This is a genomic window from Nostoc sp. LEGE 12447, assembly GCF_015206985.1.
Lineage (GTDB): Bacteria > Cyanobacteriota > Cyanobacteriia > Cyanobacteriales > Nostocaceae > Nostoc.
Genome location: NZ_JADEXT010000023.1, coordinates 55,087 through 76,560, shown reverse-complemented (window position 1 = coordinate 76,560; position 21,474 = coordinate 55,087). Strand labels below are relative to the sequence as shown.

15 protein-coding genes are annotated in these 21,474 nt (G+C 42.4%); 8 read left to right on the top strand and 7 right to left on the bottom strand.

The window, feature by feature from the left end:
* Positions 1-67: 67 nt before the first annotated feature.
* Positions 68-1,189, bottom strand: coding sequence for a mannose-1-phosphate guanylyltransferase (locus tag IQ274_RS21880; RefSeq protein ID WP_163927674.1), 1,122 nt, complete (start codon positions 1,187-1,189; stop codon positions 68-70).
* Positions 1,190-1,304: 115 nt separating this feature from the next.
* On the opposite strand from IQ274_RS21880, the gene IQ274_RS21875 reads away from it, so the two are divergent.
* Both IQ274_RS21875 and IQ274_RS21870 read left to right on the top strand, forming a co-directional pair.
* Positions 1,305-2,825 carry an LCP family protein gene (locus tag IQ274_RS21875; protein WP_163927673.1) on the top strand — a complete coding sequence of 507 codons (1,521 nt, stop codon included), beginning with the start codon at positions 1,305-1,307 and terminating at the stop codon, positions 2,823-2,825.
* Positions 2,826-2,917: 92 nt separating this feature from the next.
* Complete coding sequence (locus IQ274_RS21870) at positions 2,918-3,424, top strand: pentapeptide repeat-containing protein (protein ID WP_163927672.1); 507 nt, start codon at positions 2,918-2,920, stop codon at positions 3,422-3,424.
* A 72-nt stretch (positions 3,425-3,496) separates the two neighbouring features.
* On the opposite strand, the gene IQ274_RS21865 is transcribed toward IQ274_RS21870, so the two are convergent.
* Positions 3,497-6,514: a GAF domain-containing protein gene (locus IQ274_RS21865; protein WP_194143397.1), complete on the bottom strand. Its 3,018-nt coding sequence runs from the start codon at positions 6,512-6,514 to the stop codon at positions 3,497-3,499.
* Positions 6,515-6,907: 393 nt separating this feature from the next.
* On the opposite strand from IQ274_RS21865, the gene murJ reads away from it, so the two are divergent.
* The 3 genes from murJ to IQ274_RS21850 all read left to right on the top strand — a co-directional run bounded on the left by murJ (position 6,908) and on the right by IQ274_RS21850 (position 9,764).
* Positions 6,908-8,512, top strand: coding sequence for a murein biosynthesis integral membrane protein MurJ (gene murJ, locus IQ274_RS21860; RefSeq protein WP_194143396.1), 1,605 nt, complete (start codon positions 6,908-6,910; stop codon positions 8,510-8,512).
* A gap of 244 nt (positions 8,513-8,756) precedes the next feature.
* Positions 8,757-9,269, top strand: coding sequence for an outer membrane beta-barrel protein (locus tag IQ274_RS21855; protein ID WP_114083513.1), 513 nt, complete (start codon positions 8,757-8,759; stop codon positions 9,267-9,269).
* A 219-nt stretch (positions 9,270-9,488) separates the two neighbouring features.
* Positions 9,489-9,764 (top strand): hypothetical protein, encoded by a 276-nt coding sequence (locus IQ274_RS21850; protein ID WP_194143395.1) that lies wholly within the window; start codon positions 9,489-9,491, stop codon positions 9,762-9,764.
* Between the two features lie 107 nt (positions 9,765-9,871).
* On the opposite strand, the gene IQ274_RS21845 is transcribed toward IQ274_RS21850, so the two are convergent.
* From IQ274_RS21845 to IQ274_RS21830, 4 genes are all read right to left on the bottom strand, one after another.
* Entirely contained in the window at positions 9,872-12,739 is a 2,868-nt protein-coding gene (locus IQ274_RS21845) for a DUF3769 domain-containing protein (RefSeq protein WP_194143394.1), read from the bottom strand.
* A gap of 195 nt (positions 12,740-12,934) precedes the next feature.
* Positions 12,935-13,051, bottom strand: coding sequence for a photosystem II reaction center protein I (locus IQ274_RS21840; RefSeq protein ID WP_041566417.1), 117 nt, complete (start codon positions 13,049-13,051; stop codon positions 12,935-12,937).
* Between the two features lie 502 nt (positions 13,052-13,553).
* Positions 13,554-14,255: an acyltransferase gene (locus IQ274_RS21835; protein ID WP_163927666.1), complete on the bottom strand. Its 702-nt coding sequence runs from the start codon at positions 14,253-14,255 to the stop codon at positions 13,554-13,556.
* A 649-nt stretch (positions 14,256-14,904) separates the two neighbouring features.
* Positions 14,905-15,069 carry a hypothetical protein gene (locus IQ274_RS21830; protein WP_159402498.1) on the bottom strand — a complete coding sequence of 55 codons (165 nt, stop codon included), beginning with the start codon at positions 15,067-15,069 and terminating at the stop codon, positions 14,905-14,907.
* Between the two features lie 542 nt (positions 15,070-15,611).
* Between IQ274_RS21830 and IQ274_RS21825 the strand changes: the two genes are divergently transcribed.
* From IQ274_RS21825 to IQ274_RS21815, 3 genes are all read left to right on the top strand, one after another.
* Entirely contained in the window at positions 15,612-15,935 is a 324-nt protein-coding gene (locus IQ274_RS21825) for a hypothetical protein (RefSeq protein WP_163927665.1), read from the top strand.
* Positions 15,936-16,505: 570 nt separating this feature from the next.
* Positions 16,506-19,070: an alpha-glucan family phosphorylase gene (gene glgP, locus IQ274_RS21820; RefSeq protein ID WP_194143393.1), complete on the top strand. Its 2,565-nt coding sequence runs from the start codon at positions 16,506-16,508 to the stop codon at positions 19,068-19,070.
* Positions 19,071-19,432: 362 nt separating this feature from the next.
* Complete coding sequence (locus IQ274_RS21815) at positions 19,433-20,227, top strand: RICIN domain-containing protein (RefSeq protein WP_194143392.1); 795 nt, start codon at positions 19,433-19,435, stop codon at positions 20,225-20,227.
* Positions 20,228-20,619: 392 nt separating this feature from the next.
* Here the strand turns inward: IQ274_RS21815 and IQ274_RS21810 are convergent, their stop codons facing one another.
* Positions 20,620-21,387: a DUF429 domain-containing protein gene (locus IQ274_RS21810; protein WP_194143426.1), complete on the bottom strand. Its 768-nt coding sequence runs from the start codon at positions 21,385-21,387 to the stop codon at positions 20,620-20,622.
* Positions 21,388-21,474: the final 87 nt, after the last annotated feature.

Below are 21,474 nucleotides of genomic sequence, written 5' to 3'. Positions count from 1 at the left end.
AAAATAACAGACAGTCAAGTTATAATAGGAAAACAGACTTTTTAGCCTCTGCCAAGGGTTCTAACTTTTACAGCAGGTCAGTAAATCGAGAATCGCTTTGGAGAATTTTAAGGATCTGCTTAATTTCCTGGGTACGTTCTTTTTTAACAACGAGGGTGACATTGCGATCGCGCACAATCACCACGTCCTCTAAACCAATTGTAACAACTACATCCTCTGGATTTGAGGCATAAATAATCGCCCCCTGCGTATCTAGACCTACGTGGGTAGCGAGTTCTACATTGGGATTCTCTTCTGTTTTGAGTAACCGCTCGATCGCATTCCAATCTCCTAAATCATCCCAACCAAAATCAACTGGCAAAACGTATGCTAGAGTTGTCTTTTCCATTAGGGCATAGTCTATACTCTTCTTAGGCAACTGGGGATAGATATCAGGACCCTGTTGTTCTAAAGGTTCGATAATTTCTGGAGCATGGGTATGTAGTTCCTTGAGAACAACCCCTGCCCGAAAAACGAACATTCCACTATTCCAGCTAAAGCGCTCCGTAGATAAAAAAGTCTCTGCCGTTTCGCGGTTGGGCTTTTCAGTAAAGCGGTTCACGTGATAAGCTGGCAACTCATTAAAGCTACCTATCTTTTCACCTTGTTCAATGTAGCCGTAACCGGTTGATGGAAAAGTAGGCTTGATCCCCAGTGTAACGATCGCTGCTGTGCTTGCTGCCAGTTGCGTAGCCGCGCTTAATGTGTGTGCAAACGCTTCTTCGTTAGCAATCCAGTGGTCAGCAGGGAAAAAGCCAATAACAGCGTCTTCTCCATAGCGCTGTTTGATTTCTAAACTTGCCCAAGCAACGGCTGCGGCTGTGTCTCTGCCTTCCGACTCAATCAGTAAGTTTTCAACTGGTAGATCAGGTAATTGTTGTCGTACCCCTTCAGCTATCTGACTAGAAGTGATCACCCACAAGGAATCCCACCCCGTTCGGGTTCGCCAGTCGCTCATGGGGGAAACCCCCAAGACCGCGCTGGACTCACCGCCACCGAGTTTTATCAATCGATCGGCGGTTGCTTGTAATAAACTTCTAGAGCTACCATCAAGACTTAAAAATTGCTTAGGTCGGTCTTTGCGGCTCAGGGGCCAAAAACGTTCACCTTTACCACCAGCCAGGATTACGGGGAACAATAAAGTATTCATGTTGTCATACACGCCTACCGAAGAACATTATAAGTTTACAGTGAGCCTTTCCACTGGCAATATCTGTAGCTTGGATTAACATACTTTTAGGGAGTGGTTGAGTGGGGAGATAATTGTGATAAAACAAGTCGAATGGTCGGAAAATCCGGTTACATCTCAGCAAGTAATAGAATTCGAAACGGAGATGCGATCGCAGCAAATTCAACGCACGGAAAATCAGGTAACGCCTGCACCAGTAGCCGACTCAGAGGAGGAGGATGTCGAACTAAACCAGCCAGCCAATCCGAATCGTAGCGTCGTCGAATCTGTGGGCGCGATTCCCAATCAGCTTTACGAGAGACTGGGCTTAACCATGCCTCGTTGGTTGTTGTGGATCATGACGGTTGTCATCGGCATCATCTTATCTGGGCTGCTAGTCTCGACGTTAGCACTGTGGACTCCCTTGTGGAGCAATCTCGATCGAACAGATGAAGATTTAGGAACCAATATTAAAGACGAGTTAAAAATACCTCTACCAGGGGAGTTGTGGAGCAAACTTTCCCAGTATCAGCTTTCACGACCCATGAATATCTTAATTATGGGGATTGAACCAGTTAACAGTACTGTTGATGGTTCACCAGAAAGCTTTGCTGGCAAAAGCGACTCCATGCTGTTAGTACGGCTTAACCCTGGTGAAAAATCTGTAAGGGTGCTTTCCATTCCTAAAGATACGATGATTGCCATCCCCGAAAAGGGAGAGAAGGGATTAACTAAGGTATCTGATGCCAATGCTAAAGGCGGCCCAGTCTTGGCAGCACGGGTAGTTAGCCGTACCTTAAACAACGCCCCAATTGATCGCTACATCCGTATTTCTACTAGCGGCTTACGGCAGTTAGTCGATCAGTTAGGTGGGGTAGAGGTCTTTGTTCCCCAATCAATGACGTATAAGGACTCCAGCAGTCGCCTGTCGATTAATTTAGTCAGTGGCTGGCAAACCCTCAACGGCGAACAAGCAGAACAGTTTGTGCGGTTCCGCGAACCAGGTTTGGGAGATTTGCCAAGAGTGCAGCGTCAGCAAGCACTAACAGCAGCATTGTTGCAACGCTTAAATAGTCCTACCATCTTACCGAGGTTGCCTCAATTAACTCGCTTAATGCGAAAATACTTTGACACCAACCTGAAGATGGAAGAAATGATGGCGTTGGTGAACTTTGGTCTCAACCTAGATCGAGATAATTTCCAAATGACGGTATTGCCTGGTACGTTTAGCCGCTTTAGCAAAGACCCTGATAGCTATTGGCTAAATATGACTGGACAACAGAGCCTGTTGAATGATTATGTTGGGGTAAATGTACCTGGTCTGAAACCAGATATGCGTCAGGTTCCTAACCTCAAAATTGCTATTCAAAATGCCTCCAATCAACCTCAGCTAACTGAAAAAGTTATTGCTTATCTGAAACAGAAAGGCTTTACTAATATTTACAAAGTACCTGATTGGCCAGATACCCAACGTCAAACTCAGATTATTGTCCAAAAAGGCAATCGGCGAGTTGGTGTTGATTTGCAAAAAGTCTTAGGCTTGGGTCAAATTGAGGTGTCAGCGATTGGTGATTTAGAATCTGACCTCACAATTCGGATTGGTAAAGATTGGAAATAGTCATTGGTCATTAGTCATTAGTCATTAGTCATTAGTCATTAGTTAAATGACAAAGGACTAATGACAAAGGACAAAGGACAAATAATAAAGTTATGAAAAAGATTTTACTACGCTTTTTGGGTTGGATTGTAATTTTGATACTAGCATTTTGCTGGATAATACTTAATCCCAAACCGGCTTTTGCTCAACTCAACACAATTAACTACAACAATATAAATTTAGAAAATCGTGATTTTTCTAATGCTGATTTGGCAGGTGTGACTTTTGTAGCAGCAGAAATGCGGGGGACGAATTTCCAAGGAGCGAATTTAACCAACGCAATTCTCACTAAAGGAGTTTTGTTAAAAGCAAATTTGGAAGGCGCGAACTTGAGCGGCGCTTTAGTCGATCGCGCCACTATGGATGGTGCTAACCTAAAAAGTGCCATTTTTACAGAAGCAACTTTGACCCGCAGCCGTTTTTTCGATGCCGAAATTACAGGTGCTGATTTTACCGACGCTTTGATTGACCGTTATCAAGTGTCACTAATGTGTGAAAGAGCCGATGGCGTAAATCCAGTTACGGGTGTGTCAACGCGAGATAGTTTGGGTTGTAAGTAAAGAATCTCAGCGTTGAGTATAAAAAAGAGATATTTTACCGATTGACTGAGAATTGTCAAAAACCAGTCGCCTCTAATTACTGCTAGGAATTTCAATCAAAAACTCAGTTCCTTCTCCCGGTTTAGAATAACATTTAATTTGACCATGATGTTTTTCAACTACTATTTGATAGCTGATAGACAATCCTAACCCAGTACCTTTACCTGGTGCTTTAGTAGTGAAGAAGGGATCAAACATGTGCGATCGCACTTCTTCTGGAATTCCCAGACCATTATCAGCTATTCTAATTACAATCTGGTTATTAACGGTTTGCGTACTAATCCAGATAGTCAAAGGTATCATCGGACACCGTTGAGATAACTTCAAATACCTTTGCTGTATAGCTTTAAACTTTTCCTCTAATGCATCAATACTGTTACTCAACAGATTCATAAACACTTGATTTAATTGTGAGGGATAGCATTCGAGTAAAGGTAAAGTAGCATATTCTTTAACAATCTCAATAGCTGGGCGTTCATTATTGTTTTTGAGCCGATGCCCTAAAATCAGCAAAGTACTATCTAATCCCTCATGAATATCTACTGCCTTCAATTCAGCTTCATCTGTACGAGAGAAGTTTCGCAGTGATAGTACAATATCATGAATTCGCTCTGTTCCTATTTTCATTGAATCAAGAGTTTTGGGTAAATCTTCGATGATAAAATCCAAATCATTATTGTCAATTTTTTCTTGGACAGTTGGCGGTAGAGAGGAGTTTTGACGGTAAATTTTTACTGCATTCAGTAGTTCTTGAATATATTCATTTAAATGTATAAGATTGCCAAAAATAAAACTCACAGGATTGTTGATTTCATGAGCGACTCCTGCAAGTAGTTGTCCTAAACCTGCCATTTTTTCACCCTGAATTAACCTGGTCTGAGTTTGTTTTAATTCTTGCAGGGCTTGAGTCAGTTCTAAGGTTTGACGTTTAGTTTGTTCGAGTAATTCCGCTTGCTGAATCGCAATTCCAAATTGCACAGCTACTTGAGCTAGTAAATTTATTTCTTCCTCTTTCCAATAGCGCGGTTGCGAATTTTGATAAGCAACTAATAATCCCCATAATTTTTCGCCTTGTCGAATGGGAACAAAAGTTTCGTTGCGCGGCAGTTCATTATCATCGTCTGTGCCCTCAAAGGTTTTTATAATCATTGGTTGGGCTTGTGCAACAGGTTTCCAACCATCTTTAAAGGAATCTGCCACAAATTTACCGCTCCAATCTGCGTTGAAGCGGTAGATTGCAACTCGCTCGACTTCGAGCAATTCTCGCACTGCTTGAGTAGTGGTTCTAAAAATAGTTTTAATATCAAGTGACTGGCGGATTTTATCAATGGTTGCAGCCAGCAATTCTTGTCTTTCCATTGCTTTCTCGCGTTCAGTGGCTTCTGCTAACTGGACAACCTGCATTTGAACTTGCTTTAAATAAGAATCCTGTTTTAATGCGACTCCCAATTGCTCGACTATTTGACTGGCAAATTCAATTTCAGAGGGTTGCCAGTAACGAGAAGCGGTGCATTGATGAATACACAGCAATCCCCAAAGTTCACCTTTTTTCAATAGAGGTGCGACCAAATTTGCCCGCACTTGAAATTTTTCTAGAATTTGGATGTAGCAACCTGGAAACTTTGCTTGATAAATATCAGCGATCGCATTTACTCGACCCTGTGCATAAAGGGATACAAAGTTTTCACCGAAACAATAGTCATAAACTTTTTCTGCTATTACCGAGTTACACTCAGGTACAACATCCTCAGAAATAAATTCTCCTTCCCAATCTTTTTGTGGGTCAAACCGAAAGACTGCCACTCGGTCTGCTTGCAGCATTTTCCGTGCCTCGGTGACAGTAGTTTGGAAGATTGTATCTAAATCTAGGGACTCTCGAATTCGAGTAATCACGCTAGTTAATGTCTTTTGTTGCTCTGCTTGGTACTGAGCGTGTGCCAACAACTTATAGTGTCGTAGAGCTACACCAATTTGTGTGCCGATTTTGGTCAGTGATTCGACTTCATAAGATTGCCACTGCCTGGGTGAGGAATTTTGGTAAGCAGCAATGACTCCCCAAAGTTGATCTCCTTGGAGAATGGGGGCAGTTGCAAAGGCTTTTGCCTGGAATTGTTCCAACAGGGTTACATGACAGTCTGTTAATCCAGCTTGGTAAATGTCATTGACTGTAAATGTCTCGTTGTCAACATAACGTCCGCCTTGTGTCTGTTGTAAATAAGTATCAGCGATCGCAGGCTCAACGCCAATTAAGGGAGTCCAACCTTCAGCAAATGATTCAGCAACAAAGTTACCACTCCAATCGGCATTAAAGCTAAATATGGCAACTCGGTCAGCTTGCAGTAGCTTGCGTATTACTTGAGTTGTGGTTTTAAAGATAGTTTCAATATCAAGGGGTGAGCGAATTTTATCAACAATCTGAGCAATTACTTGGTCGCGTTGAGCCGCTTGAGCCAATTTTGCAGCTTGTAATTGCACTTCGTGAAGATGTTTTGCTTGTTGAATCGCAACCGCCAGATGGTCAGCAATTTGACGAGTAAATTCAATTTCCGATTCTTTCCAGTTACGAGCCTCACTGCACTGATGAATGCAAAGTAATCCCCACAGTTCCTTCTGGCGCGATAAAGGGACAACGAGATTGGCCTTGACCTGAAATTTACTCAAAATTGCGGCATGGCAATCACTTAGTCCGGCATTGTAAATATCCGCTACTGCTTGGACTCGACCTTGTTGATAACTGGAAGCAAATTGTTCTCCAAAGCAATGGTCGTAAACTTTTACTTTTAACGCCGAAGTCCAACCAGGTGCAACATTTTCAGAAACAAATTCTCCTTCCCAGTCTTTTTCTAGGTCAAACTGGAAAACAGCTACACGGTCAGCATTTAGCAGTAAACGCACTTCTTTAGCGGTAGTTTGAAAAATCGTTTCTAAGTCAAGAGACTCCCGAATTCGCACAATTACACTCGCCAGAGCCTTTTGTTGATCTAGTTGCTCTTGAAGTTGAGCGCTTGACAATAGAAGTTGATTTTCTGTGAAATTTGAATTGGGTTCCATTGCTCTGGATTATATCGTTTTTATACAAGGGTTCCTAATACCAAACTTCATGAGTCAAAAATATGACAAACTGCAAATTTTTACAGTTTTCAACTATTTCCCAGAAGCTGGCTATTGTTATAGTTCCCCTTTCTTGATCTATCCTCGTAATGGTTTAAAAAATAATTTTGGCTTGTGTACAACAAAAGACATGAATAATTCAAGGTTTGTAGTAAGCGGCTCTAGCCCTTACTAAGAGCTAATTCGATTAATTTCGCTCTGCCCCCCGCAGGCATCGCACTTAAAATGACTATAAACTAATGACTGATTTGCCAAAATTTACCTGACAGACTGCGGAATTTCAGGTTAAATGTTTTAAAGTATGCACTCTGTAAGAGTTGTCGGGTATTATTCGTGACACAACAAGACCAAAAACCCTCTCGTTCTTTCGCTGGAATTGCTGGCATTGTTGCCGCAGCCACATTAATTAGTAAAGTCTTCGGTTTAGTGCGGCAGCAAGCGATCGCTGCGGCTTTTGGTGTTGGTGCTGCTGCTACCGCCTATAGCTACGCCTATATTATCCCTGGCTTTCTATTGATCTTACTCGGTGGTGTAAATGGGCCATTACACAGTGCAGTTGTCAGCGTTTTAGCCAAGCGGCGGCGAGAAGAAGCGGCTCCTTTAGTGGAAACCGTGACAACACTGGTGGCTGGAGTACTGTTGCTGGTGACAGTTGCTCAAGTTTTATTTGCGGATGCGATCGTTGATATAGTCGGTCATGGTTTGGAAGAGACAACCAGAGCGATCGCTATTCAGCAACTCCGCATTATGGCACCAATGGCTTTATTTGCTGGTTTAATTGGCATCGGCTTCGGTACTCTGAATGCAGCCAATCAATATTGGTTACTCTCCATTAGCCCTTTATTATCCAGTATTACCGTTGTTGGCGGTCTTGCTATCTTAGCGATGCAACTGGGCAAGGATATTATTAAGCCGGAGTACGCTTTAATCGGGGGAATGGTTTTAGCTTGGGGAACCTTGGCAGGAGCAATTCTCCAGTGGTTAGTGCAGTTAATTGTCCAGTGGCGGTTAGGATTAGGCACATTACGCCTGCGGTTTGATTTTAAATCCCCAGGCGTTCAAGAAGTGATTAAAATCATGACTCCGGCAACAGTTTCCTCTGGGATGATGCCAATTAATGTTGCCACTGACCTTTATTTTGCTAGTCCTATTCCTGGTGCGGCGGCAGGATTTAACTATGCGAATTTATTAGTTCAAACTCCGTTAGGGATTATTTCTAATATCATTTTACTGCCCCTGTTACCGATATTTGCCAAACTTGCCGGCCCCGAAAATTGGCCAGATTTAAAATTACGCATTCGCCAAGGACTGCTACTTACTGCCTTTACGATGCTACCGCTAGGGGCGCTGATGGTGGCATTATCTGTACCCATTGTGCAGGTGGTATATGAACGCGGTGCTTTCAAGCCAGAAGCCACAGAGCTAGTTTCATCCTTGCTAGTCGCTTATGGAATTGGGATGTTTGTCTATTTGGGACGTGATGTTTTGGTGCGGGTGTTCTACGCTTTAGGCGATGGACAGACACCATTTCGCATTAGTATTTTTAACATCTTGCTCAATATCTTATTAGATTGGTTTTTCGTTAAACCTTTTGGCGCTCCCGGTTTGGTGTTAGCAACAGTGGGTGTAAATTGTAGCTCAATGTTAATGCTGTTGTGGTTGCTCGATCGCAAACTCAATGGTTTACCTTGGCGTGAGTGGGGTTTGCCGATTTTGGGTTTGGCTGCTGGGAGCGTGGTAGCTGGGGTAGCAAGCTATGGGACATTGGTTGGTTCTCAGCAATTACTAGGTAAAACGGGTTTATTGATTTTAGTGTTGCAGTTGTGTGTATCTGGCTTTGTGGGGATTGCAGTGTTTGCTGCGATCGCTTCCTGGATGAGAATACCAGAGGTGAATAGTTTTATATCTCGTCTACGTCAACGCTTTTTGAAGAAATAACGCCGTGTGCAACTTTCTTTCAAACCTAACCCCTAGGGAGCAACAATCAAAGCCTCTCCCCGAAACGGAGAGAGGAATGGAAGCGGGGTTCTAAGAATCGCGTTATTTCAGTTGTTACACCCAAGTGGGTGAGAAATAATTCAGCCACTTGGGTGAACCAGGTGTGCGAGGTTACATTTTGTAAAAAAAGAGATTCTAGTACTAGAGAACATTGATTTTACCTAACTCTAGTGAGAAAAATTCTATGAAACTTACAAAATTAGCTGCCTCTGCACTTGCTGTTGCTTCCATTGTCCTCTCGGCAGGAATTGCTTCTGCTCAAACAGCCGGTACAAACGGTAATTATATTGGTGCTGGTGTTGCAGTTGGTGCAACCAGTGGCGGACAAGGAAACGATGAATCACAAATTGGCGGTAATATTCAAGGACGTTACGCCCTTCCCAATGCACCTGTTTCACTGCGGGGTTCTGTACTGTATGGTGGTGATGCTGCTGCAATTATGCCCATCGTGACTTACGATGCGCCGATCGCCAGAAACACTAACGTTTACTTCGGTGGTGGTTATTCTTTTGTAACTGACGAAGGTCAAAAAACCCCATTGGGGAATCAGAATGCACCTGTAGTTACCCTTGGTATTGAATCAGAAGTTAGCAATAATGTCATTGCTTATGGCGATACTAAATGGGGCATTGATGCCTACAGAAACAGTGATGCTGATGCTGTCAGCTTCCAAGCTGGATTAGGCTATCGCTTCTAGTGATTACGAGCTAGGAGACAGCCTATTCGCAAGCTAAAGGAATGATGTTTACCAGCCGTAATAGAATTTATTCTGTCATATCTGAGCATCCATACTCAGATATGACATATTTTTAATCATTTTTATTTATGATTTTGATAACCAATTATATTGGTTATTATCAATAGTTTCTCTTAAAGTTAAATGGCCAATTTTAAATATGCATAAAAGATATTACTCATGGAAAAGATTAATGCCATTCCCGAAATACTGGGTGAAACAACTGATGTAGAATCTTGGCTAATTCGGGCTGGGCTAAGATTTTCAGACTTAGGTAACGATGCTGCCAGTATTGCCATCCGTCAGCAATGGCGAGAATATCAAGCCGCAGTTCAAAGATGCTGTGCAGTCCTACACCAACCACCTTCACGTGTTCAATTAAGCGGCGACTATGCCAACCTGAGAATACCTGGTGGTGCATCAACCTGTGCGATTCCTTATACCGATTCTATGTGAGGCTGCACTTTCAACCCGATGCGGATTTATTCTTCCACAAACATAAATTTTAACAACTTGATGATGGTTATTCAGAATTCTGAATTCAGAATTCTGAATCCTTCTTATTAATAACTCTGTTGCACACCATTTACTACTGGTTTAACTTCAGAAAATGGATCAGTGCCGCCACCCCAGTTAAAATCACTAATTCGGATGCTAAAGCCGCCTAATTCCAAGACTGGATTGTAACGCAAGGTGATGCCATAGGTGCGACGGCTATATTCTAAAATGTAGTCAGTACTGGTTTCTCTACCAGTATCCAAGTTAACAGATGTTTGAAAGCCTAAGCGAAAAGGGCCGTAGATTTGCTGTGATATCCCAGCAGTCAAAACTTTGTTATCAACGGAGCGATCGAACAAAAAGGGTGATAATCCGTTATTTAAGCCTTGAGAGAAACTAATATTAAAGGCGGTATAGTCGAAAAAAGGGCGAGAAAAATGACCCACTTGTCCTTGTAAACCAATTCTCGCAGTTAGGGTGCTTTGGTTATCACCATTGCTGTAATAACTCGTAGTGCCAGTAAGCCCACCGATCGCTTGCAAGTAAGGAACTACAGGGTTAGCCGTGTATCGTAATCCCTCGGTGGCAGTGGGCGGTAATGGTTTTCCCTGCCACAGTAACACCCCAGTACTGAGATCAGCACTAGCTTGGAAACGACCTAGTGAAATGCGATCGTTTTCGCGTATGGGTTCTAGTAAGTCTTGGCGATCGGTATTGGCATCGATATACTGAGCGCTTCCCTGATAGGTGAGGTTGATGCCACTTTTTCCTAAAGGAATCACAGGAGAGGTAATAATGCCCCCAAAACTGCTCTGGACAGTTTGAAAACCGAGAGTACCGTTGTAGAGGCGATCGCGGTAATTATATTGCACATTCAAGAGATGGGGAAGGGAAGTGCCTATTATCTGACGCAATCCCAAATTCACCCGCAAATTGTCTTCCACCTTGTCTAAGTCAAAACTGGTTAACTCCCCAGTTCCTTCAATTACTGCTCGTGGACTCAAAACAGAATTTACCTTTGTCTTGACAGCAAACAGTGAGCCTAAGTTACCTATACCTTCTTGCACACCTCTCTGTACTAGTAACTGAGGCGTGATAGTCCAACTTGTCTTCTCTGTATCGATCACTGGAAAGCCACGCTCAATATACAAACCACCCCGCTTATCTCCATCATAGCCGGGAGAAACTATTGCAGGTGTAACGTCCCGCTCCCGGCGGTCAATCGTCTGCTGATTCACCGGAATTGGTAAGGAGATTCTTTGATCCAATACCAAACGCTGTCGCTGTGTTCTAATGCGGTCTACCAAGGGTGTTTCTCGTGTCAGAGTTACTGTATCTGCGCGTAACTCTAGTTCTGGAGGCGAAAACGGATCGTTGGTGATGCGGACATCCCTTGCTTGCCAGCCTTGCGGATAGAAGTCAATGTGTTCAGCTTCAAATCTGAGCCGATTGACTACACCTCCTGTTTTCGGGGGTGAAAGGTTGCTAGCATCAGCCTGACCCCCAACGGTAAAATCAAGTTGTCCAGGGCTGCTTACACCAGAAAGGGGCTGATTGGCTCTAATGCGATCGCTAGGCGGACGTTTTGTTACTCCACCAGTAGTTGCATCTATGGGTGAGAAAGCAAAATCTGTTTGTGCTGAGGGCACATAAATTTCTCCTCTACCATTTAAGAGTTCTCCATTATCTTGAACAAAGTTATAGGTAAAGCGTTGTCCACGCAGTATCTGATCGCCCCTGGTTAAAGTTACGTTGCCTTCCCCCGCAGCAATTAAGTTGTCTAAATTAACTTGCAAGCGATCGGCATCCACCACCGCCCCATCAAATCGCACAACTACATTTCCAACAGCTGTAATAATTCGCCGTTGCTCGTCATACTCTTGCCGATCTGAAGTGACTTCTACAATTCTCGGTTGGGCTGGCGGTTTGCTAGCTGGTGCTTGTGGCTGATTGGTGGTATTTACTGGTGGTGTAGATGTTGGCGCTTGAGTTTGTTGTTGGACTTGGGAACTGAATTCTACAGTGATGGGCGTTGGGAGTTGCTTTGTCGGATTACGAGACTGGAATTTTATAAAATTTTGTACTGATTGAGAACTTGGTGCAAGATCGGCAGCAGATAGAGAGATATTGTCTTTTTGTGAAGACTGTGGCGCAGTAATGTCACTTAGCTGTTTTTGCTGGGCTAACTTCTTAGCTAAAATTTCCGCCTTGGATTCAACTAACTTATTGCTGGTTGTAACCTTTGGGACAACTGGAATAGAAGGCGGAGATTGGGCGATAAGGGGACTTGGAGAGACCCTATAGTTAAATCGTAGAGAGTCCAAAAAGGTTTGTTTTTCTCTAGCAATAGAATTGGGATTTAGCGTAGACGCAAAGCGGCTTGTCGTTAGACCTCGCTCACCGAGTTTTTGAGAAGATTCAAGTTTTGCACTTCGGGAAGGCTCCGCTCCAACTTTTTTTGGCAATGTAGTGGCTTCTGTTTGCGTCTCCCGTTTGCGTAACGCCGCTCTTAGGAGAAGCTCTGAGCGGCGGCGTTCGACGCTCGGACTTTGGCCATTAGAGGTTTTAATCTCCTGCGTTGGATAACCAAGCATCAGCGATTTCCCCAAAAGTTCAGCACTTCCAGAGTCGGTAATGGGGGAAATTTCTGGTGGGAAGGTTTCTGGTGGATGGGGGACAGAGGAAGTTTCGGCAACTACTGAGTCATCCTGATTTGAATTGATGGGAGTTGGCAATGGCGAATTACTTTTGGTGTCACCCGAAATCGACAACTCAGCCAAATCCTTGGACTGCTTGGATTTGTCTGTCTTTTCCTGCATTCCAGTTTCTACAACTGAAAGAAACTTTGTATGACTAGCAGATGAGGTGGGATTTACAGGTTGTAAAGATTCGAGGATAGGAGGCGGATTGGGTGGCAGAACTGGATGAAGCATATTTGAGCAAAATCGGGCTAACAAACAGCCAAATGACGGACGGAAGGATAAACATACATTCTGCCTTCCGACTGTCGCCTTCTGCTACCTACAGCAAGCTACCTGGAGGAAGAAACTTACTAAATTTCGCTTAGTAAGTTTCTGTGGCGTTTAGTATTTTCCGCCTTCCAAAGTCGCGGATGATTTATCGCCCTTTTACTCTAAGTCCCGACGGCCGGGGTTACGAGCAGGATCGTTCGACAAAAATCCGAAGATGAAGATAGTTACGAAGAAGGCAACAACAATATAAACAGCGATTTTTAAAGTCAGCATAGAAATATCTCCAACGGGTAAAACAAAGAAAGCTTTTCTTTGAGGATCTGCCATGCAGAAAAGATAGCTACTTTATATTACCCAAATCTCGTCCCTTTTTTAGAGGACTGTGGGGACATGGGACTGGGCACTTAGAGACTAGGGACTAGCAGTACCTACTCTACAGTTATTGAGAATAGTGCAAAATGTCAGTTGTCTGACTTTTAGATGCCCTTAAAAATAACTCAGAAACTGCTTACTCCAGTTCGTGACGTTAACTGACAGCAAAAGTTTCTTCCCAAAGGCAACATATTAAATAAAGGTTATGGGAAATAGTTGCCACAATACGGTTCGGTTAAAGGGGAAAGGGAAAAGGGGAAAGGTTTTGAATACATCCTTTATCCTTTACCCCCGCCCCTTATCCCCAAAGGGTATCCCACTTTCCCATTCCCCAGACCAGAATGAAAGTAAAAAATGCTTATCCGAACCGTATTGATAGCTACCATGCCCCCTGTCCCATTCCCTATTTCTCAGTTTGAACTTTTACTAGGTCTTTGCCAATTCGGTTTTTGACTACTCGTGCAGGTATACCTACAGCAACAGAGAAAGGAGGAATATCTTTATTGACAACTGCTCCCGCACCAATAACACTACCTTTGCCAATGGTAACGCCATCTAATACCGTTACTCCATGACCTAGCCAACAGTCATCTTCAATCACAATTCCCTTGCGAGTAACACCTTGGTATTTAATTGGCTCCATCGGATCGGCAAAATTATGATTATTGGCATATATTCCGGAGTGGGCAGCAATCATGCAGTGTTTGCCAATTTTAATGTCTCCTGGCCCCTCAATACATACGTTTGGAGCAATGAAGGTGTCTTCATCAATATGTATACACGTATCTTCCAAACACCCTATATCAACGTTACGCTCAATAGCTACTCTATTGCCTAGATGAATTTTATTATTTTTGTGTCCTCTAGCATCCATGCGTACACCCTTGAAAATATAGACTCCACTGCCTATCTCAATACAAGAAGCACCGTTGAATTCAACACCATTTTGAATATAAACTGGGCTGCCTATTTGGGCAAAAATACTCCGATATCCTAAACTACGCAACTTTGGCCCCAGAATAAGTGTAGGAAGATCCCCTAACACAGTAGTTACTACAAGTTCTTGCACACGCTGCAATTTGGAAAAGTCTTGCTCGTTAGGCATGGCTACATATCTCTTCAATTAATTGTTGTTGACAGTATTGAAAGTTTTTTGCCTGTATCCTAATCTTCTGCCAATACTAAGAGATATCGTATTTCTTAATACGTTAAACTTAGTTGGCAGTATTACCTGAATTTACCCATATTTTTAGATGGTTTTCCATAATTTGGAAAACCTCCAGTCTGGCTTTAACTATGTGAGCAATTCTTGAAATTAGGTGTGTTAGAATTACCCACTTGATATACACAACTACCTTGGATCTATAGAAGCTTTTGTAGCAGTTAAGGCATGTAAAAACTTTGCTTCTTTTTCACCAGAGCAATTAACAAAAAATCTTAGTGCATTACAGGGTCAAACCCCAGACTATGAAATTATCTGATGGGTAAATTGGTTGGTTTAGATAGGATACTGTTTTGGTTATCTGGCAAATTTGCAAAGCTTGTTACGCAACTAGGGATTGAGTTGTTTGCCTTGAGGCTACTTCCTATCAGGCGGTTTTAGTCTTTTAAAACAACTCAGTTCCACAAGCTATGTTGCAACAAAAAATACATTTAACTAGACTATATTCAAAAATTTAGATAAAATTTCTGCCTAGCATAACAATGTAATTATTGTTGGGTCTAATTGGGTATTATTGCCCCAAAAAACCCAATTAGGGTGGATTATCCCCTACATCAGCCATCACATTGAAGTTGACCATCGGTGCAAACAAGTAAGCGCTTCCCCGACTGCTATGACGGCTTTCTTGCAACGAATTTCTAGAGTATGCTGCTCCAATCATGTTGCACACAGATGATTTACAGACTAGCAAATTCATGCTTGTAATTACATGAATCGTTTTTAATAACAGTTGTTTTTAACAATAACACATTTTATTTTTAGTGGAACACTCTTAATAAATAAGTTGATTGGTGATGAGAATATTGTAAATTAGCTAACTTTTTTTATGGAGCTATCGCTACTCTTAAATAATTTTATACACTTAGATAAAATTCCTGGAGGACGGTCATTTTAAAAATGATCACAGATGTTAATTGTCTTTTAGTCTACATTTCTACCTTTGCTTGTCCAATTAATTTAATAATTGGGCGTTCAACTCAGAATGATATCTACTATACTGATGACACCCTCTTCGTTAAAAAGCTGAAAATTTTCCTCTTCCTTATTACTTATATCTAAAAATTTGTAAATCACCCATTCGGGTGAGCCAAGCGGGTGATGCGTGCTTGGTGTTACTCATTATAAATTTTATTGTAAAGAAAGCTAAAATTTAGCTTAGTTTCCAGGAGAAGTCCACAAAACAACATCAAATTGACCACATTGAGGTATCGGTTTTAACTCACACACTTGGTTCAAATTATGGCTTTAATTAAAGAAATTGTCCAAGAAGCTCTAAATAGCGGCTATCTGAGTGTTGTAGCCGAAGAACAACTGCGATCGCAACTTCAAAGTAATTATGACTCAGAAGACCTAGATGCCTGGATCATTTTACAGCGAGCTATTGTAGCGGGTGATATCAAACAAGAGTCGCGCCGAAAAAAAGCTTCTCTTTCTCCTAAAGCCAAGGACGCTTCATCAAGTATCAAACTTGCTTATCAAATGGCAGCGGAGATTGCTTATGCAGCTGCTGTAGCTTTGTCAATGACAAAAAATACCAAAGATCAGCCTTCACTAGGTTCATAAGATAACACGCTAAGAATTTATTTTCCTGATTTAGTATCCAAAATTTATACCAAGTAGTTTGCGACGCTTTTCCTAGTTAACTCCTTGGTATTATTTTTACGCATTCCTCTTTTAAGTGATGTCTACATGGGTTACTTTGGATCACATCTTTTCAAACTAATCCCTAACCTAAGAATCATAGCTGCTTATTTTTTAGCACAATTTTATTAAAAAATAATTAAAAATTTAACCTTTGTGGAAACAGCTACGAGGAAATTTCACCCTTAGCCAAGACAGTAGAACTGATCCCCGGAAGCAATACTAAAAAAAATATAAATTATTTATTCAAAACTAGATTTTTTTCAGTGATACATACCACTCAATGATTAAATCTTAATATACCAAGTATATGGCTGAGAGTAATGCATAGAATTAGAAACACCTTGGTGTAAACTTTAGCAACGATGTTAAAAAGAATTCTCAATGCTTAACAAAGTCATCGCTTCTTCACAAACTACAGTATAAAGAATTGGCAACATTGGTAAAGACAGTAAACAATAACCATAACTAAACTTGGAGTTTTGCCAACCTATGCAGCCAATTCGCACATTTAACGTATCCCCTTCACTACCACCGCGACTCGAACCACTGCGGCGGTTAGCATATAACTTGCACTGGGATTGGAATGTTGAGAGCAAAGATTTATTTCGTCGCTTAGACTCTGACCTATGGGAGTCTAGCCATCACAATCCAGTGTTGATGCTCGGTACTATCTCGCAATCGCGGCTTTTGGAAGTTGTCGAAGATGAAGGCTTTCTAGCGCAAATGGATCGAGCTGACCGTCAGTTAGACGATTATTTACAAGAGCGCACCTGGTATCAAAAACAACGGGAGCAAAAACCAAAAGAATGCTACGCCTATTTTTCGGCGGAATTTGGACTTGTCGATTGTTTACCCGTCTATTCTGGGGGCTTGGGAGTTCTGGCGGGAGATCACCTCAAATCTGCTAGTGACTTGGGGCTACCGCTTGTCGGTGTAGGTTTGCTGTATCAGCAAGGCTACTTTGCTCAGTATCTGAATGCTGATGGCTGGCAGCAAGAACGCTACTTGCTCAATGATTTTTATAATATGCCCTTGCATCTAGAGCGTAATGCCGATGGTTCAGAGCTACGGATTGCGGTAGATTATCCAGGACGCAAGGTATACGCTAGAGTTTGGCGCGTACAGGTGGGAACTGTTCCCTTGTATCTGCTTGACACCAATATTGAACCCAACAACACTTACGACCACGACATTACAGATCAGCTGTATGGTGGCGACATTGATATGCGTATCCACCAGGAAATCATGCTGGGGATCGGTGGTGTGCAAATGCTCAAAGCTTTGGGGCTGAAAGTCACCGCTTACCACATGAATGAAGGCCACGCCGCCTTCTCTGCCCTAGAACGCATCCGCTTGCTGATTCAGGAAGAAGGGCTGAGTTATGCCCAAGCTAAACAGGTGGTGGCTTCCAGTAATATCTTTACTACCCACACGCCAGTACCAGCAGGGATTGACTTATTCGCTCCCGACAAAATGCTGCACTATTTGGGGTACTATGCAGAGATATTTGGGTTGCCCAAAGAGCAATTTTTAGGACTGGGGCGCGAGAATACAGGTGATTTATCTGGGCCTTTCAGTATGGCGGTGCTGGCTTTGAAAATGGCAACATTTTCTAACGGTGTTGCACAACTCCACGGGGTAGTGTCGCGGCAAATGTTCCAGGGCTTGTGGCAGAAAGTACCAGTAGAAGAAGTGCCGATCGCAGCAATTACTAATGGTGTCCATGCTCGGAGTTGTGTGGCGAAATCGACTCAAGAATTGTACGATCGCTACCTCGGGCCAAATTGGTCATCAGCACCACCAGATAGCCCATTGTGGGATCGGATGGATGCTATACCCGATGAAGAATTGTGGCGCAATCACGAACGCTGCCGCTTGGATATGATTTTGTATGTACGGGAGCATTTGGTTAAGCATTTAACAGATCGCGGCGCTTCCGCTTCCGAAATTATCCAAGCCCAAGAAGTTTTAGATCCTTACGCTTTCACCATCGGCTTTGCCCGTCGCTTTGCCACCTACAAACGCGCCACCCTCTGGATGCGTGATTTGGATCGGATTAAGCGGCTTCTGCTGGCTAACAAAGACCGGAAAGTGCAATTCGTAATTGCTGGTAAGGCACATCCTAAGGATATTCCCGGTAAAGAACTGATCCGCGAGATCAATCACTTTATCCGCGAACAGCATTTAGAAAAACAGGTAGTGTTTGTTCCCAATTACGACATTCACATCTCCCGATTGATGGTTGCGGGTTGCGATATCTGGTTAAATACACCGCGTCGTCCACGGGAAGCCTCTGGTACCAGTGGTATGAAAGCGGCAATGAATGGATTACCGAATTTAAGTGTACTAGATGGCTGGTGGGATGAAGCTGATTACGTCCGCACAGGTTGGGCGATTGGACATGGAGAGAATTACGACGATCCTAACTACCAAGATGAAGTGGAAGCAAATGCTCTCTACGAGTTGTTAGAGAAGGAAGTTGTACCACTATTTTATGAACACCGGGATACTGATGGTTTGCCCCGTCCGTGGGTTGCCAAAATGAAGGATGCAATTCGGTTGAATTGTCCCTTCTTTAATACAGCGCGGATGGTAGGAGAATATGCACAAAGGGCTTATTTTCCGGCCAGCGATCGCTATCATACCCTGACTGTGGATAACTATGCCCCAGCCAAAGAACTAGCTGCTTGGAAAGAAAAACTGGGCGAACAGTGGTTCAACATCAAAATCAAAGATGTTGATGTATCGGCAGCTTCAGACATTGAAGTTAACCAAACTGTTGCCGTCAAAGCCAAAGTTGACTTAGCAACCTTGACCAATGACGATGTGCAGGTGGAGTTATATCAAGGTGCGATCGATGCCAATGGTGAGATTGTCAACGCTGTAACAGTGGTGATGGATTACCAAGGTGAAGATTCACAGCAATTGAGCATTTACACGGGTAATATTACTTATACCGCTTCTGGTTTACAGGGCTTGTCTTTGCGTGTATTGCCGAAAAATCCAAATCTGGCTAATCCTTATGAACCAAGGTTGATTGCTTGGGCAGAATAAAACTACTGAATAGTTTTTGAATACAAAATATTAGGCGTTGCTGATTTCAGTTTAGCAACGCCTTTTTTTAGTTTAAATGTCTTAAATGTCTTAAATGTCTTAAATATTTGTTTCTTAAATGTCTTAAGTGTCCTTGCATTTTTCTGACAAAAGTGAGAATTTATTATTAACACTTTTAAAACCAATCCATCCCAGCTTTATCAAATAAGATACTTTCACTTAGTATCTATACATCTCTGCAATAGTATTTTGTCACAGATTAATATCTTGTGTCAGCTATTGTGCTGATAAAGACTGTGGATTGATAGGGCGTGTTTCTAAACATTTTTCACAAACAACATCATTATTTAGGAAGCAAAACAATGGATTTACAAAGCTCTCTGTTTTTAGATCAACGTGTTGGAATAATTACCTCTTTGGATGCAGATCGCGCCAGCAATACTTGGCATCAAGTAATATTTGATGTGCCGTTTTCTGAAGATAAGAAAGTGGTAATTATCCCCAAGACCCAAACCTACAACGGTACTACTACACCTAATTTAAGAATCCGAAATGTGACTCGTTTAGGTTTTGAAATCCGTATAGATGAACTCATTGGTGATACAAGTTTAAGCGATGGCAGTCATGCATCTGAAGTTGTTGGCTGGATTGCTTATGGATTCTATCCCGGTTCTGGTTCTACAACTTCTACAACTTCTTCAACTGCAAGTGCTACATCCTCATTACCTCCCGCAGAAAAAGACTACTATTTAATTGCCAAACATAGCGGCAAAACATTAGCTGTGTCTGGTATTAGTACCGCCGATGGAGCCAATGTCCTGCAATGGGTTAAGGCAGTACAAGATAATCACAAATGGCGGTTAGAGGCTGCGGGTGATGGCTCTTTCTATCTTATCGCCAAACATAGTGGCAAAGCTCTACAGGTAAATGGTGGCAATCAACAAGATGGAGCAAATGTCGATCAATGGACAAAACAAAACGTCGATCACCACAAATGGCTGCTAGAAGATGCCGGTAATGGTTATTTCTACATAATTGCCAAGCATAGTGGCAAAGCTCTACAGGTGAATGGTGGCAAGCATGAAGATGGAGCAAATGTCGATCAATGGACAAAACAAAACGTCGATCACCACAAATGGAAATTTGAGGCTGTGTAGTTAAGTCTTGAATTAAAGCGTTGCTTAATAGCCTGATGAGGATATAGAGTGATGTCTACGACGGCATAAACCTACTTACTGATGTTGAGTCCTAAATTTTAGGAAATTCTAAACATCTGCGAGAGGCAATATTATTCCACACACAAAAGGATTGAAATATTACAGTTCCTCTTGTGTGTGGAATTTTGGTTAAACAATAGCAGAATAGCAGATAGTTATTAGACATTTCCAGAAATCAAATATGCATTATCCACAACCCTTGTAGAGACGCGAAATTGTACTTCGTCCCGCTTCGCTAACGCGTCTCTACATTCTTTTTCAGAGATGTCTATTATTTAAAATAAGCACGATATTATTAAATTTATTTATACTCAAAGACGTATTGACAAAATTCACTCACTTTTAAATAGGCTGCTGCAACGCTCATTTGAAGCTAAAAGCCTTTGGGGAATGATAATGTAGCCAGTAGTGCGATCGCCTAATACTAAGTTACGTTGTTCTCCCCAATACCACCAATAAGCAGCTACATAAGCGCAAATTAAGCTATCTAGTTTATCTTCAACTGCTTTGAGGGTTGCGCCTGTGGTGGGGATTTCGGAAGGAAACGAACCGCAGAGGCGCAGAGGAGGAGAAAGAGAGGGGAGGATATCGAGAAGATAATTTTGGAGTTTGATTAGTTCTAGGCGGCGATCGCTGAGTCTTCCTTTTTTGTATTTGAGGATGCGTTCTAAGTTGAATAGGTTAACGATCGCTGGGTGGGGAAAGACTTCTATTTGATATCTGCTGAGTTTTTGCGGTTCGATGGTGGGCGCGTGGGCAAAACCGCGTGATTCTAATTCTAAGCCAAAGTTGATGGTGCGATCGGCGAAGGGTAGGTTTTGATTAGCTGGGTAGCAGCCTGCATGATATTTGCCAAAGTACTTGTGGCTGAGTTTGTCGGGGAGACGACTCCCGCTAGCGTTGGGTATGAGGGTAGGCGCATCTACGGCGATGATTGCTGGTTCGTCTGGTTGAACGCTTTGATCGATCCAGGTAAGGATGTCTGCAATAGCCTCTTTGCGGTCTAGATCGAGTAGTTGCAGTTGTCCATCTATCCATTCTAAACAGCACAATCCACTTGGTTGCGATCGCCAGCCTAAATCAATGCCAATAAATTTCATTGTCATAACACGAATTTGCAATTATTTTCGCATTTCGCGGCATCGATTCACCTAAATTTACTTGCTAAAAATTGTAAGAAATAATCT

What these genes read in the sequence shown, in the direction of transcription:
- IQ274_RS21830 (WP_159402498.1), bottom strand. Translation starts at nt 15,069, where the DNA reads ATGAATTTGCTAGTCTGTAAATCATCTGTGTGCAACATGATTGGAGCA.
- glgP (WP_194143393.1), top strand. Translation starts at nt 16,506, where the DNA reads ATGCAGCCAATTCGCACATTTAACGTATCCCCTTCACTACCACCGCGA.
- IQ274_RS21840 (WP_041566417.1), bottom strand. Translation starts at nt 13,051, where the DNA reads ATGCTGACTTTAAAAATCGCTGTTTATATTGTTGTTGCCTTCTTCGTA.
- IQ274_RS21855 (WP_114083513.1), top strand. Translation starts at nt 8,757, where the DNA reads ATGAAACTTACAAAATTAGCTGCCTCTGCACTTGCTGTTGCTTCCATT.
- IQ274_RS21810 (WP_194143426.1), bottom strand. Translation starts at nt 21,387, where the DNA reads ATGAAATTTATTGGCATTGATTTAGGCTGGCGATCGCAACCAAGTGGA.
- IQ274_RS21835 (WP_163927666.1), bottom strand. Translation starts at nt 14,255, where the DNA reads ATGCCTAACGAGCAAGACTTTTCCAAATTGCAGCGTGTGCAAGAACTT.
- IQ274_RS21850 (WP_194143395.1), top strand. Translation starts at nt 9,489, where the DNA reads ATGGAAAAGATTAATGCCATTCCCGAAATACTGGGTGAAACAACTGAT.
- IQ274_RS21865 (WP_194143397.1), bottom strand. Translation starts at nt 6,514, where the DNA reads ATGGAACCCAATTCAAATTTCACAGAAAATCAACTTCTATTGTCAAGC.
- IQ274_RS21870 (WP_163927672.1), top strand. Translation starts at nt 2,918, where the DNA reads ATGAAAAAGATTTTACTACGCTTTTTGGGTTGGATTGTAATTTTGATA.
- IQ274_RS21845 (WP_194143394.1), bottom strand. Translation starts at nt 12,739, where the DNA reads ATGCTTCATCCAGTTCTGCCACCCAATCCGCCTCCTATCCTCGAATCT.
- IQ274_RS21825 (WP_163927665.1), top strand. Translation starts at nt 15,612, where the DNA reads ATGGCTTTAATTAAAGAAATTGTCCAAGAAGCTCTAAATAGCGGCTAT.
- IQ274_RS21880 (WP_163927674.1), bottom strand. Translation starts at nt 1,189, where the DNA reads ATGAATACTTTATTGTTCCCCGTAATCCTGGCTGGTGGTAAAGGTGAA.
- IQ274_RS21815 (WP_194143392.1), top strand. Translation starts at nt 19,433, where the DNA reads ATGGATTTACAAAGCTCTCTGTTTTTAGATCAACGTGTTGGAATAATT.